The following is a 13,569-nucleotide window of genomic DNA, read 5'->3' on the forward strand; positions in this document are numbered from 1 at the left end:
TCGTTCAGTTGAAGCAACAACCAAAGGAGGCCGCCGTGGGCGTCGCGACTCCCGACGTGTCCGTGCTGCCCGCCGCCCCGCCGGTGGCGGTGCGCACGCAGGTGACCGTCCCGCTGCGGTTCCCCGACGGCTACGCCACCACGGCCGACGTCTTCACCTTCACCGGCCTGGCCGACGGCAAGGAGCACCTGCTGCTCGGCCTCGGCGACTGGCGCGCCGCGCTCGCCCGTTCGGCAGCCGGCGGCCCCGCTCCGCTGGTCCGGCCGCACAGCGAGTGCCTCACCGGCGACGTGTTCGGCTCCGAGCGCTGCGACTGCGGCCCCCAGCTGCGCGAGGCGGCCGAGCGGATCACCGGCGCCGGCGGCTTCCTGCTCTACCTCCGCCAGGAGGGGCGCGGCATCGGCCTGTACGCGAAGCTCGACGCGTACGCGCTGCAGGACGCCGGCCTGGACACCTACGCGGCCAACCGCGCCCTGGGCCACGGCGAGGACGAGCGCGACTACACCGCCGCGGCGCAGATGCTCACCGCCGTCGGCGTCGACCGGGTCCGGCTGCTGTCCAACAACCCCGACAAGGCCGCCCAGCTCGACGTGCTGGGCGTCGCGGTCACCGAGCGCGTGCCCACGGGCGTGCACCTGTCGCTGGCCAACGCCCGCTACCTGGCCACCAAGCGCGACCACACCGCGCACACGATCGAGCTCCCGGCGGCCTGACCGGTCACGGGCGGGGGTTGGTCCGGGTCCACCCCCGCTCGTCGCGCCGCCCGCCCGTCGCCGCCCGGCAGCGGCGGCACACCGCCTGCACCTCGTCGGAGTGCCGGCCGGACTCCGGCTGGGCGTCGGACCAGCGGACGTGCGGGAAGCGGGTCAGCCGCGACCTGCTCAGCGACAGCCCGCAGGCCGTCTCGTTCCGCCCCGGTTCCCAGGCGTGGACCTCGCCGGCGGGCCGGCGGACGCCGTCCGGATCGGTCCACTGACCGGTCGCCGCGACCGCCGCGTTGCGCGCACCCATGGTGGGTCCCTACCCCGTGGGCGGGCGATGACTTCCGGCGTCCCGCGCCGTCGGGTCCGGCAGCAGCACCCCTCGTCCTCCGGGAGGCAGCCGGCATGACCCACGAGACGGTGCGCTCGGCCGACGGCACGGCGATCGCGTACGAGACGTCCGGGCAGGGGCCCGCGCTCGTCACGGTCTGCGGCGCGACGTGCGACCGGGCGCTGATGCGGCCCACGGCCCAGGCCCTGGGCGCGCACTTCACGACCATCGACTACGACCGCCGCGGCCGGGGCGACAGCGGCGACACGCCCCCCTACGCGGTCGAGCGCGAGATCGAGGACCTCGCCGCGCTGATCGACCGCGCCGGCGGCCGGGCCCACCTGTACGGGCACTCCTCGGGCGCCGGGCTGGTCCTGCACGCCGTCGCGGCGGGGCTGCCCGTCGACCGGTTCGTCCTGCACGACCCGCCCTGGTCCCCGGACGACGCCGCGGCGCGCGAGGAGGCCCGGCAGTTCGGCGCGACCCTGCGGGACCTGCTGCGCGAGGACCGGCGCGCGGAGGCCCTCCAGCTGTGGTTCCGCGGCACCGGCATGCCCGAGGAGGCGTTCGACGAGCTCCGCAGGTCCCCGACGTGGCCGGGCCTGCTGGCCGTCGCGCCGACGCTGGCCCACGACTCCGCCGTCATGGGGGACGTCGAGCGCGGGGGCGCGGTGCCCGAGGAGCTCGCGGCCGCGGCGGCGCGGCCGGCACTCGTCCTCGTCGGGGGCGCGAGCCCGCCGTTCATGCTCGAGGTGGGACGGCGGGTGGCGGAGCTCCTGCCCGACGGCCGCTTCCAGGTGTTGGAGGGGCAGGAGCACGTCGTGCCCCCGGAGGTCCTGGCGCCGGTGGTGACCGACTTCCTCGCGGCCTGAGGACCGGCCGGTTTCGCCGACCGTGTGGTGCGGGGCACACTGCGGGCATGACGTCCCCCGCCACCGCCCCCGGTGCCGAGCGGGTCCGCGAGCTGTGGTCGGTCGGCGACTACCAGCGCGTCGGCGTCCGCCTGGTGCCCGCCAGCGAGCAGCTCGTCGCCGACCTGCAGGTACGGCCGGGCGAGCGGCTGCTCGACATCGGTGGCGGCACCGGCAACACCGCGCTGGCCGCGGCCCGCCGCGACGCCGACGTCCTGTGCACCGACGTCGTCCCCGCGCTGCTGGAGCACGCCCGGCGGCGGGCCGACCTCGAGGGGCTGCAGTTCGACACCGACGTCGCCGACGCCCAGGCGCTGCCCTACGAGGACGGCTCGTTCGACGTCGTCACCTCGACTCTCGGCGTGGTCTTCGTCGCCGACGCCGAGCGGGCCGCGGCCGAGCTGCTCCGCGTGCTGCGGCCGGGCGGCCGGTTCGGGCTCACCTCCTGGGTGCCCGAGGCGCCCGGCGGCAAGCTGCTCGAGCTCATCCGCCGGCACGACCCGGGCGACCACCCCGGCGACCTGCTGCGCTGGGGCACCCGGGCCGGGGTCGACCAGCTGCTCGGCCGCCGCGGCGTGCAGCTGCGCTACACCGAGCGGACCGTCGACTTCACCGCGCCCTCGGTCGAGGTGCAGTGGCAGCGCTACGTCGACTGGTACGCGCCGGTCCGGGTGGCCTGGGAACGCCTGGACGAGCCCGGCCGGCAGGCCTTCCACGACGAGTTCGTCGACATGTGGGGCAGCTACAGCCGCGGCTCGCCGGGCGTCCTGGTGCCGAACACGTACCTGCAGGTCATCGGGGTACGGAGCTGACGTGCGCAGCTTCGAGGCCGCGGTGAGGATCGCGGCGGCGCCGCAGCTGGTGTGGGAGCTGCTCACCGACGTCGGCGGCTGGCGCGACTGGGACTCCGGTGTCGACCGGGTCGACGGCCGGGTCGCCCTCGGCGAGCGGCTGACGGTCTACGCGACGATGATCCGCAGCCGGCCCTTCCCGGTCACCGTCGTGGAGCTGCGGCCGGCCGAGGCGATGCGCTGGCGCGGCGGCCTGCCGTTCGGGCTGGCGGTGATCGAGCGCAGCTACCTGCTCGACCCCCAGGACGACGGCGGCACGGTGCTGACCGTGCGGGAGGAGCAGACCGGCCCGCTGGCCTTCGTCACCGAGCGCAGCACCCCCGACCTCAACCCGTCGTTCCGGCAGTTCTGCGCCGGGATCAAGGCCCAGGCCGAGCGCCGGGCCCCCACCGAGCAGCAGCGGCCCCAGCAGTAGCGGCCCGGCAGCGGCGGCCTCAGCAGTAGCGGTCGAGCAGGGCCTGCGCCCGCGCGGCGTAGGGGCGGAAGCCGAACAGCCCGCAGATCTCCAGCGCCCGCTCCAGCTCGGCGCGCGCCCCCGGCTCCCCGCGCAGGGCCCGCAGCCCGCCCCGGTAGAGCGCCGTGGGGCCGAGGACGGGCCAGCCCGCCCACAGCACGACGACGGTGTCGCCGTACGCCTCCAGCACGGGCAGCACGGTGCCGGCCCGCTCCGCCTCGCCCAGCTCCAGGTAGACGTCGGCGAGCAGCACGGCCCGGTAGGTGGCCCGCACGCCCTCCCCCGGGTGGGCCAGCACCCGGTCGACGGCGGTCAGCGCCGCCGCTCGCCGCCCGGCCTGGGCGTGCGCCTGGGCGAGCACGCCGAGCCAGTCGGGGTCCACCGTGGCCGCCAGGTCGACGGCGGCGGGGACGAGGTCGGGCAGCCGGTGCTCGTGCCAGGCGGCGATGCCCTCGATCGTCTGCCGCGACATGCGGGTCACGTCCGCGGCGGCCGGCGAGGTGGCCGGGGCGTCGGCGACCGCGGCGTCGGCCACCCGCCGCGCCTCGTCGGCGTCCCCCCGGGCCAGCGCCAGCCCGGAGCGCCACCACGCGTCCAGCTGCAGCAGGTCGCCGTCGCCCCGCCGGGTGGCCACCTCGGTGAACCGGCGGGAGACCGCCGCCGCCTCCTCGGCCTGCACCGTCTCGACCAGCGCGCAGCGCAGCAGGTGCAGCCCGGTGGCCTCGGCCGCGGGGTCGCCCGCGGCGTCGCGGACCAGCGCCCGGGCCAGCGCGACCCGCTCGGCGGCGTGCCGCGGCGACCAGTCGGCGACGAACCGGGCCACCGCGGCGCGGTGCCGGGCCGACGGCGTGCCCGCGGCCGCGGCCAGCGCGCGCTCGGCCAGCTCCCGGCCGCCCGCCCGCCCCACCGACGCCCGCTGCACCGCGAGCGCGGCCAGCACGGCCGAGCCCAGCTCCGCGGGCAGCTGCCCGGCCAGGTCGGCCGCCTCCTCCAGCAGGCCGACGTCGGTGGCCGCCAGGGCGCCGAAGGTGGCCCAGTAGCCGCCCACCCCGCCGCCGGCCGACGCGACCGCCGCCCGGGCCAGCCGCTGCGGGTCGCCGGCGGCGCGCGCGGCGTCGGCGGCCGCGCGCAGCGCCGCGCCGCTCTCCTCGATGAGACCGATCCGGCGCAGCGCCGAGCCCCGCACGAGCCGCAGGTCCGCGGCCAGGCCGGGCTCGCCCGGCGGCACGTGCCGCAGCCCCCGGTCGGCCAGCCGGGCGGCCTCGTCGGCGCCGGCCCGGTCCAGCGCCTCCCGGGCGGCGCGCAGGCAGGCCGCGGCGGCACCGGCGTCGGCGGCGCCGGCGGCCGCCTCGCTGCGGTGGACGGCGATCGCCGACGCCGACGTGGCCGCGGCAGGACCGGCCTCGAGCGCGTCGGCGAGCCGGCCGTGCAGCTCGCGGCGGCGGGCCGGCGGCAGGTCGTCGAGCAGCGCCTCGCGCACCAGGTCGTGCGCGATGCGGACGCGGCCGGGCGCCGGCTCGACCAGCAGCCCGGCGCGCAGCGCCGCGGGGACGCCGTCGTCGGCGGTGACCGCGCCCAGCAGGGCGAGGGAGAGCTCCCGGCCGGCCACCGCCGCGACCTCCAGGACCGCCCGTCCCGCGGGGTCGACGCCGGCCAGGCGCAGCCGCAGCACGTCGCGGACGCCGGCCGGGACTGCCGACGCGTCCGCGTCGGGGAGCGCGGCGAGCTCGCCGACGAAGAAGGGGTTGCCGGCGGAGCGCTCGGCCACCGCCCGCGCCCGCCCCGGGTCGGCGCCGCCGCCCAGCTGCGCCACCAGCTCGGCGACCTCGGCGGCGTCCAGGCCGGACAGCGGCAGCCGCCGCGCTCCCGGCAGCCGGGCGGCCAGGCCGAGCACCCGGGTCAGCTCCGGCCGGCCGGTGGCCTCCTCCCGGCAGGTCATCGCCAGCAGCACCGGCGCGTCGTGCAGCTGGGAGAGCACCACCTCGAGCACCGACAGCGAGTCGTGGTCGGCCCACTGCAGGTCGTCGAGGACGACGAGCAGCGGCGCGGCGCCGGCCAGCGCGCGCAGCCGGCGGGCGGTGTCCAGGCCGAGGGCGAAGCGGGCACCGGCGTCACTGCCCAGCGCGGCCTCCGGCAGCCCGCCGAGCACCTGCTGCCACATCCAGTAGGGCGGGGCGCCGCCGATCTCGGCGCAGCGGCCCCACCGGGCGGTGGCGCCCGCCCGGGCCGCGAACGCCTCGACCAGCCGCGTCTTGCCGATCCCCGGCTCGCCGGTGACCACGACGGCGGTGCCGGCACCCCCGCCGGCCCGCGCCCACGCGTCGGCGAGCGCGGCGAGCTCGCGCGGCCGGCCGACGAACCCGTCGCCGCTGCGGGCCGGCCGGGGGCGCGGCGCGGCCAGCCCGGGGTCCTGGCGCAGCAGCGCCGTCTCCAGGTCGCGCAGCTCGGCCGAGGGGTCGAGGCCCAGCTCGTCGGCGATCCGCGCCCGGGTGCGGCGCAGCACGTCCAGCGCCTCGCCCGGCCGGCCGGCGCGGTGCAGCGAGCGGGCCAGCAGCGCCGCGGTGGACTCGCGCAGCGGCTCGGCGGCCGCCACCTCGGTCAGCTCCGGCACCGACTCGGCGCCGCCGCCGAGGGCCAACCGGGCCGCCGCCAGCCGCTCGACCGCGGCGAGCCGCAGCTCGGCCAGCCGCGCGGTGACCGGGGCCAGCTCGGGCACGTCGGCGACGTCGGCGTAGGGGCGGTCCTGCCACAGGGCGAGCGCCCCGGGCAGCACGCGGACGGCGGTGGCGTCGTCGCCGCCCGTCCCCTCCCGGACCCGGTCGGCGAAGGCGTGCGCATCGACGGCCGCGCGGTCGAGGGCGAGCGCGTAGCCGTCCCCGCGGGTGACCAGCACCCGCGCCTCCCGGGCCCCGCGGCCGGGGTCGAGGACCCGCCGCAGCCGGGAGACGTAGCCCTGCAGCGTGGTGGCGGCGGTCGGCGGCGGGCTGCCGCGCCAGAGCCGCTCCGCCAGCACCTCGGCGGGGACCTGCCTCCCCTCGGCCGCCGCCAGCAGCGCGAGGACCTCGGCGGGCTTGCGCCCGCCGAGGTCCAGGTCGGCTCCGTCGCGGGTGACCCGTGTCGGTCCGAGCACGGCCACCCGCAGCTCCACGACTGCGGAGGGTAGGTGGTGCCCCGCCGGTCAGCGGCGCGGCACGACGTCCGTGCCGCCGCCGGCCCGGCGGACCAGCGGCAGGAACCGCAGCCACAGGGCGGCGCCGGCGACCAGCGCGAGCGTGCCGAACAGGCCCGACTCGGTGGCGAACCAGTTGGTGCGGCCGGTGTCGCCGGTGAGCGGGTCCAGCACGTGGTACAGGACGGCGTTGACCGCGGCGTGCGCCACGACGCCCGGCCAGATGCCCCACCGCAGCTGCATGCTGGCCAGCACGGCGCCGAAGGCCACCGTCCCGACGGTGAAGCACAGCAGCGCCCACCAGGTCGGCACGCCCGCCGGGGTGCCGCCGAGGAAGAGCACCAGCCCCCAGTGGAACAGCGCCCACGGGATGCCGCTGACCAGCACCACGGTGCGCGGCCCGCAGACCGTGGCCAGCCGCTGCACGAGCACGCCGCGCCAGCCGACGTCCTCGGCCAGGGCGAGGAGGACGTAGGGCACCGTGAGCACGGTCAGGCCGAGCAGCACCTGCACGTCGAGGCCCTCGTCGCGGAAGCCGCCGACGCCGGTGAGCCAGACCAGCGCCCCGCCGGCCAGCGTGGTGAGCAGCCCCCACAGCCAGGCGGTGAGCAGGGAGCGCCACGACGGGCGGCGGAAGCCCCAGCCCGGTCGGCGCAGGCCGCCGGTGGCCAGCCGGGCCACGACGGCGGCCAGCAGCGGGATCAGCGCCTGGCCGAACAGCAGCGCCTGGACGAGCGGGGGTGCCTCGTCGACGCGGCGCACGTCGGCGTCGTGCGCGACGGCGATGCCGGTCGTCGTGGCGATCAGGGCGGCGGTCGTGCCGAGGAAGACGCCGACCTCCTTCCAGGGTGAGGGGGTGCGGCCCGGCGGCGCGGGGGCGGTCGCCGGGTCGAGGTGCGGGGTGGTGGTCATCGCTGGTCGTCCTCCGGGACGGGTTCGGTCCGTGGTGTCGGCACCGACCGTGGGGGACCCCGCTGGTCACGGGCTGGTCGGCCGCTGGTGCCCGGCCACCAGCGGGCCACCAGCGCCGGCGCGCAGGGTGCGGCGCATGCAGAGCACGCCCGGCGCGGCCAGCGTCACCCTCCCGGCCGGGGCCCGGCCGCGGCGCTGCCTCGCCCGCGGCTCCGACGTCGTCCTCGTCGTCCTCGACGGGTGCCCGCTCGTCGCGCTGGGCGGCGAGCCCGAGCGGCCCCGCCCGCCCGGCTCGGTCGTCGTCTGCCCGCGCGGGACGCCCTGGTCGTGGCGCGGTGGGTCCGCGCCGTCCCGCCTGGTCGTCGTGGCCTTCCCGGCCGGACCGCAGCGCGCGGTGGCCGCCCTGGTGGAGTCCGGCGGCTTGGACGACGCCACGCTGCTCGCCGTCGCGGCGGACGAGGGGCTGGAGCTCGTGCTGGGGCCCGTGGGAACCGGATGACGCCCCGCCGCGGCCGCGGTGGGACCATGAGGGACGCCATGAGCATCGACACCACCAGCGACCCGACCGCCCTGGGCGAGCCCGCGACCCCGCCCCGCGGCCCGGTCACCTCCGCCTCCTACTCGATCACCGTCCGGCTCACCGCCGACGGCGACCCGGCCAGCATCGGCCGCATCGCCACCGCCGTGGGCTCCGCCGGCGGCGCGGTCACCGCGATCGACGTGGTGGACAGCCGGCCCGACGGCCTCACGGTCGACGTCACCTGCTCCGCGGCCGACGCGGCGCACTCGGAGGAGATGGTGGACGCCCTGCGCGGCGTCCCCGGCGTGAAGGTCCGCAAGGTCAGCGACCGGACCTTCCTGCTGCACCTCGGCGGCAAGCTCGAGGTCGCCTCCAAGGTGCCGCTGAAGACCCGCGACGACCTCTCCATGGCCTACACGCCCGGCGTCGCGCGGGTGTGCATGGCGCTGGCCGAGCACCCCGAGGACGTGCGCCGGCTGACCGTCAAGGGCAACAGCGTCGCCGTGGTCACCGACGGCTCGGCGGTGCTGGGTCTCGGTGACATCGGCCCCGGCGCCGCGCTGCCGGTGATGGAGGGCAAGGCCGCGCTGTTCAAGCGGTTCGCCGGCATCGACGCCTGGCCGATCTGCCTCGACACCCAGGACGTCGACGAGATCGTCCGCACCGTCGAGCTGATCGCGCCGGGCTTCGGCGGCATCAACCTGGAGGACATCGCCGCCCCGCGCTGCTTCGAGATCGAGCGCCGGCTGCGCGACAAGCTCGACATCCCGGTCTTCCACGACGACCAGCACGGGACGGCGATCGTCGCCCTCGCCGCGCTGCGCAACGCGCTGCGCGTGGTGGACAAGCAGCTGGAGTCGGTCAAGGTCGTCGTCGCCGGCGGCGGCGCGGCCGGCACGGCGATCGTGTCGCTGCTCCTGGAGGCCGGTGTCGGCTCGGTGCTGGTCTGGGACCGCGAGGGCATCCTCTCGCCCGACGACGAGCGGCTCTCCGGCGCGAAGCTGGAGCTGGCGCAGCGGACCAACCCGGCCTGCGTGCGCGGCGAGCTGCCGGAGGCGCTGGACGGCGCCGACGTCTTCATCGGCGTCAGCGCGGCCAACGTGCTGCCGGTCGAGGCGCTCGCCCGCATGAACGAGCGCGCGGTGGTCTTCCCGATGGCGAACCCGACGCCGGAGGTCGACCCGGTGCGGGCGCGGCAGTACGCCGCCGTCGTCGCCTCGGGCCGCTCGGACCTGCCGAACCAGATCAACAACGTGCTGGCGTTCCCCGGCGTCTTCCGCGGCCTGCTCGACGCGAAGGCCAAGGAGATCAGCACCGGCATGCTGCTGGCCGCGGCCGACGCGCTGGCCGCCGTCGTCCGCGACGACCAGCTCAACGCCAACTACATCATCCCGAGCGTGTTCGACCCCGCCGTCAGCAAGGCGGTGGCCGCGGCCGTCGCCGACCAGGCCCGGCACGAGCCCGGCGCCACCGTCGAGCTCCCGGACCGCAACGGCCTGAGCAGCTGACCCGGCGCGTCGGGGGCTCCCGGCACGGGGAGCCCCCGACGCACCCGAGCTCCTCCGGTCGGGACCACGAGGCCTTCGAGTTCACCCGATCGCGGGCGTGATTCCGTCGCCCGCCCGTGGATCATGGGCGGGTGCCCGAGTTGCCCGAGGTGGAGGCGCTGGCCGCGTTCCTGCGTGAGAACGCCGTCGGCTCCGTCGTGACGCGCGTCGACCTGGCCGCCGTCCAGGCGATCAAGACCTTCGACCCGCCGCTGTCGGCGCTCGGCGGCCTCGAGCTCACCGGCGCCTCCCGGCACGGCAAGTTCCTCGACCTCGACGTCAGCGGGCTGCACCTCGTCGTCCACCTGGCCCGGGCCGGCTGGCTGCACTGGCGCACCGGCCTGCCCACCGCGCCGCCGAAACCCGGCAAGGGGCCGCTGGCGCTGCGCGTGCACCTGGAGGACGGCGACGGCTTCGACCTCACCGAGCAGGGCACCCGCAAGGGCCTGGCCGTCTACGTGGTGCGCGACCCGGCCGAGGTGCCCGGCATCGCGCGGCTCGGCCCGGACGCGCTGCAGGTGTCGTTGGAGGAGTTCGCGGCGCTGCTGCGCGGCCGCTCCGGGCAGCTCAAGGGCGCGCTCACCGACCAGACGCTGCTCGCCGGCATCGGCAACGCGTACTCCGACGAGATCCTGCACGCCGCGCGGCTGTCGCCGTTCAAGATGGCCGACAAGCTCGACGACGACGAACTGGTCCGTCTCCACGACGCGGTGCGCGCCGAGCTCACCGACGCCCTCGAGCGCCAGCTCGGCCAGCAGGCGGCCACGATGAAGGGCGAGAAGCGCTCCGGGTTGCAGGTGCACGCCCGCACCGGCCTGCCCTGCCCGGTGTGCGGCGACACCGTGCGCGAGGTGAGCTTCGCCGACACGTCGCTGCAGTACTGCCCGACCTGCCAGACCGGCGGCAAGCCGCTGGCCGACCGGCGGATGTCCAAGCTGCTGCGTTGAGACACTTCGCGGTGTGCTGGTGACCTTCGACCTGTTCAGCGCGCTGCTCGACTCCCGCACCGGTGGCTCGGCCGCCTTCACCGGCATCGCCCGGGCGCACGGCTGGCAGGTGACGGGTGAGGAGCTCTACGACCGCTGGGACGCCGCGAACAAGGCCTCGCAGGCGGTGCTCGCCGACTGGGTGCCGTTCGCCGAGCACAGCCGCCGCGCCCTGGCGGCCACCTACACCGCGCTGGGGCTCGACGGCGACGCCGAGGCCGACGTCGCCGTCCTGCTGGAGTCGGTGGAGCTGTGGCCGCTGTGGCCCGACGTCGCGGCGGGCCTGCCCGCGGTGGCGCAGCGGTACGACGTCGGGGTGCTGTCCAACGTCGACGACGAGGTCTTCGCCCGCACCCGCGTCGCCCCCCTGGTGGACGGCGGGGCGGTGCTCACCTCCGAGCGGCTGCGGGCCTACAAGCCCGCCCGGGAGATCTACCGCCGGGCCCGCGAGGTGGCCGGTGGCGCGCTCCTGCACGTCGCCACCTCCGCGCGCGACGTGCGCGGCGCGCTGGAGGCCGGGATCGAGGTGGTGCGGTTGCGCCGCCCCGGGCACCGGCTCGACCCCGACGGCCCGGCGCCGCTGCGGGAGGCCGACGACGTCCCGGGTGTGCTCGGCCTGCTGGGCGGCTGAGAGCGCTTCCAGCGGTGAGCGGGGTCCCACCGGGCGCGGGCCGTGGTAGGACGGGCGGGTGCGCGAGAACGCAGCACCCCCGGTCACCCTCGAGCACGTGGCCCGTGCCGCGGGGGTGTCGCGCGCCTCGGCGTCCCGGGCGCTGACGGGCACCGGCCCGGTCTCCGACGAGACGCTGCGCCGGGTGCGCGCCGCGGCCGAGACGCTGGGCTACGTCGCCGACCCGGTCGCCCGCGCGCTGGTGCACGGGGCGGGCACCCGGGTGGTCGTCGCGGTGACCAGCGACTCGCCCGACGTCGGCTGCACGTACCTGGCGCGGGTCCTCGCCGCGGGGGCGCGGGTGTGCACGCCCCAGGGGCTCGGCATCGGTGTGGTGCCGCTGCGGCGGGCGAACCCGCTCCCGGGGCTCGACGCGCTGGCCCGCGACCGCTCCGTCGCCGGGGTCGTGCTGGTCAACACCACGCACGAGGTGCTCGACCTGCTGCCGCGGGCGCTGCGCGGCCGGACCGTCTCGATCGGCGTGGGCAGCGCCGACGTCCCCTCCGTCGACGTGGACGGCACCGCGGTGGGCCGGACGTCCACCGAGCACCTCGTCCGGGCCGGCCGGCGCCGGATCGCGATGATCACCGGCCCGTCCTGGCTGCCGTGCAGCCGGCGGCCGGTCGAGGCCTACCGCGCGGCGGTCGAGGCGGCCGGCCTACCGGTGCGGACCGTCCCCGGCGGCTTCGAGGCCGTGCACGGCGAGGCCGGCGCCGCCGCGGTGCTCGCCCGGTGGCCCGACACCGACGCGATCCTCGGGGTCTGCGACGACGTCGCCCTCGGCGCGCTGCGGACGGTGCGGGCGCTCGGCCGGCGGGTGCCCGAGGACGTCGCCGTGGCCGGGTTCGACGACCTGCCGATCGCCGGCGCCGTCGACCTCACCTCGGCCACGCACCCGGTCGAGGACATCGCCGCGGCCGCCGTGGGCGGCACGATCACCCGGCTCGACGTCGAGGGCACCCGCTTCTTCCCGTCCGAGCTGGTGGTGCGGCAGAGCGCCTAGGGACAGGGAGCGCCTGGGGACACGGTGCGCCTGGGGACACGGTGCGCCTAGGACACGCCCTGGCGGCGCTCGTGGTCGGACTGCGAGCCGACCGCCGTCCACCAGTCCTTGAGCTCGGGCGGGTCGAGCACGTCGACCCGACCGCCCGGCTGGGGGACGACGACCTCGACGCCGGCGCGCTCGGCCGCGGCGAGGGTGCGCTGCACCGGCTCGGCCCAGCGGTGGAACGCCAGGTTGAAGGTGGCCCAGTGGATGGGCAGCAGCACCCGGCCGCCGAGATCGCCGTGCGCGCGCACCGCCTCCTCGGGGTCCATGTGGATGTGCCGCCAGGCCTCGTTGTAGGCGCCGACCGGCAGCAGCGTGAGGTCGAAGGGGCCGTAGCGGGCGCCGATGCCGGCGAACGCGGGGGTGTAGCCGGTGTCGCCGCCGAAGAACACGCGGTGCCGCGGGCCGGCGATCACCCAGGACGCCCACAGCGTGGTGTCGCGGGCGAAGAAGCGGCCGGAGAAGTGCCGGGCCTCGGTGCAGGTGAGCGTCAGCCCGCCGACGGTCGTGCTGCGGTCCCAGTCGAGCTCGACGATCCGCTCCTCCGGCACCCGCCACGTCCGCAGGTGCTCGCCGATCCCGATCGGCACGACGAAGACGGCGCCGGACCGCTGGAGCAGCCACCGCACCGTGGGCAGGTCCAGGTGGTCGTAGTGGTCGTGCGAGATGAGGACGGCGTCCACCGGCGGCAGCGCCTCCAGCGGGACGGGGTTGGGGTGCAGCCGGGTCGGGCCGAGCAGCGGCGAGGGGGAGACGCGCTCGCCCCACACCGGGTCGACCAGCACCCGCTGCCCGTCCACCTCGAGCAGCGCGCTGGCGTGCCCGAACCAGGTGACGGCGAGCTCGGCCGCCTGCGCGGGGAACTCGTCGCGGGACAGCGGCACCGGGCCGCCGGGGTGGCCGTTGTGCCGCTCCTCGTGCCACTGGCGCAGCAGCCCGTCGCGGGCGTTGGCCGGCTTGAAGGTCGGCGTCGGCAGGGTGTTGTGGAACTTGCCCCCGGAGAACTGCGGGGAACCGGTGACGACGGGTCGCAGCTGCCGCTGGCTGGCGCCGAGGGCGGTCGGCAGGCCCCAGGCGGCGCGGGCGACCCAGGAGGCCCCGCCGGCGAGGGCGGCGGCAGCGGTGACGGTGAGGGCGCGGCGCAGGCGTGGCACGCCCTCCAGCATCCCAGCCGCCGGGGGGGAACCCGGGCACCCGCGGGTGCGGGTTCCCCCGGGGAGGTGGACGGGGCGGTCGCGGGTCCCTCCGCCGGCGCTCGTGCTCTGCCCACGGGTGCGGGCAGAGCACGAGCGCCGGGCCGGACCACGAGCCGGGGGGGGGGGGGGGGGGGGGGGGGGGGGGGGGGGGGGGGGGGGGGGGGGGGGGGCGGCGGGGGGGGGCGGGGGGGGGGGGGGGGGGGGGGGGGGGGGGGGGGGGGGGGGGGGGGGGGGCGGGGGGGGGGGGGGGGGGGGGGGGGGGGGGGGGGGGGG

13 protein-coding genes are annotated in these 13,569 nt (G+C 77.7%); 9 read left to right on the forward strand and 4 right to left on the reverse strand.

Going from position 1 to position 13,569, the window contains the following annotated elements:
• The first annotated feature begins 35 nt into the window (after positions 1–35).
• Positions 36–713: a GTP cyclohydrolase II gene (locus ACI78S_RS22775; RefSeq protein WP_456977256.1), complete on the forward strand. Its 678-nt coding sequence runs from the start codon at positions 36–38 to the stop codon at positions 711–713.
• A 4-nt stretch (positions 714–717) separates the two neighbouring features.
• Here ACI78S_RS22775 and ACI78S_RS22780 read toward each other — a convergent pair whose 3' ends face one another.
• The gene (locus ACI78S_RS22780; RefSeq protein WP_456977257.1) at positions 718–1,011 is read right to left on the reverse strand and encodes a hypothetical protein; all 294 of its coding nucleotides are present in this window, start codon (positions 1,009–1,011) and stop codon (positions 718–720) included.
• A gap of 95 nt (positions 1,012–1,106) precedes the next feature.
• On the opposite strand from ACI78S_RS22780, the gene ACI78S_RS22785 reads away from it, so the two are divergent.
• Genes ACI78S_RS22785 through ACI78S_RS22795 form a run of 3 tightly spaced genes read left to right on the forward strand, consistent with a single transcriptional unit; the run spans position 1,107 to position 3,209 of the window.
• Complete coding sequence (locus ACI78S_RS22785) at positions 1,107–1,904, forward strand: alpha/beta fold hydrolase (RefSeq protein ID WP_456977258.1); 798 nt, start codon at positions 1,107–1,109, stop codon at positions 1,902–1,904.
• A gap of 47 nt (positions 1,905–1,951) precedes the next feature.
• The gene (locus ACI78S_RS22790) at positions 1,952–2,755 is read left to right on the forward strand and encodes a methyltransferase domain-containing protein (protein ID WP_456977259.1); all 804 of its coding nucleotides are present in this window, start codon (positions 1,952–1,954) and stop codon (positions 2,753–2,755) included.
• A gap of 1 nt (position 2,756) precedes the next feature.
• Positions 2,757–3,209: an SRPBCC domain-containing protein gene (locus ACI78S_RS22795; RefSeq protein WP_456977260.1), complete on the forward strand. Its 453-nt coding sequence runs from the start codon at positions 2,757–2,759 to the stop codon at positions 3,207–3,209.
• A gap of 19 nt (positions 3,210–3,228) precedes the next feature.
• Here ACI78S_RS22795 and ACI78S_RS22800 read toward each other — a convergent pair whose 3' ends face one another.
• Both ACI78S_RS22800 and ACI78S_RS22805 read right to left on the reverse strand, forming a co-directional pair.
• Positions 3,229–6,396 carry a BTAD domain-containing putative transcriptional regulator gene (locus ACI78S_RS22800; protein ID WP_456977261.1) on the reverse strand — a complete coding sequence of 1,056 codons (3,168 nt, stop codon included), beginning with the start codon at positions 6,394–6,396 and terminating at the stop codon, positions 3,229–3,231.
• Between the two features lie 30 nt (positions 6,397–6,426).
• A complete protein-coding gene (locus tag ACI78S_RS22805; protein ID WP_456977262.1) occupies positions 6,427–7,329 on the reverse strand; it encodes a CPBP family glutamic-type intramembrane protease in 903 nt (300 codons plus the stop codon).
• 136 nt (positions 7,330–7,465) lie between these two features.
• On the opposite strand from ACI78S_RS22805, the gene ACI78S_RS22810 reads away from it, so the two are divergent.
• From ACI78S_RS22810 to ACI78S_RS22830, 5 genes are all read left to right on the forward strand, one after another.
• Positions 7,466–7,828, forward strand: a complete 363-nt coding sequence (locus ACI78S_RS22810) for a hypothetical protein (RefSeq protein ID WP_456977263.1) — start codon at positions 7,466–7,468, stop codon at positions 7,826–7,828.
• Positions 7,829–7,866: 38 nt separating this feature from the next.
• On the forward strand, positions 7,867–9,357 hold the full coding sequence (locus tag ACI78S_RS22815; RefSeq protein ID WP_456977264.1) for a malic enzyme-like NAD(P)-binding protein: 1,491 nt from the start codon (positions 7,867–7,869) through the stop codon (positions 9,355–9,357).
• A 131-nt stretch (positions 9,358–9,488) separates the two neighbouring features.
• Positions 9,489–10,343 (forward strand): Fpg/Nei family DNA glycosylase, encoded by an 855-nt coding sequence (locus tag ACI78S_RS22820; RefSeq protein WP_456977265.1) that lies wholly within the window; start codon positions 9,489–9,491, stop codon positions 10,341–10,343.
• 13 nt (positions 10,344–10,356) lie between these two features.
• Positions 10,357–11,013 carry an HAD family hydrolase gene (locus ACI78S_RS22825; RefSeq protein WP_456977266.1) on the forward strand — a complete coding sequence of 219 codons (657 nt, stop codon included), beginning with the start codon at positions 10,357–10,359 and terminating at the stop codon, positions 11,011–11,013.
• A gap of 58 nt (positions 11,014–11,071) precedes the next feature.
• Positions 11,072–12,055 (forward strand): LacI family DNA-binding transcriptional regulator, encoded by a 984-nt coding sequence (locus tag ACI78S_RS22830; RefSeq protein ID WP_456977267.1) that lies wholly within the window; start codon positions 11,072–11,074, stop codon positions 12,053–12,055.
• Positions 12,056–12,102: 47 nt separating this feature from the next.
• On the opposite strand, the gene ACI78S_RS22835 is transcribed toward ACI78S_RS22830, so the two are convergent.
• A complete protein-coding gene (locus ACI78S_RS22835; protein WP_456977268.1) occupies positions 12,103–13,254 on the reverse strand; it encodes an MBL fold metallo-hydrolase in 1,152 nt (383 codons plus the stop codon).
• Positions 13,255–13,569 lie beyond the last annotated feature (315 nt).

The organism is Geodermatophilus sp. SYSU D00815 (assembly GCF_054050035.1).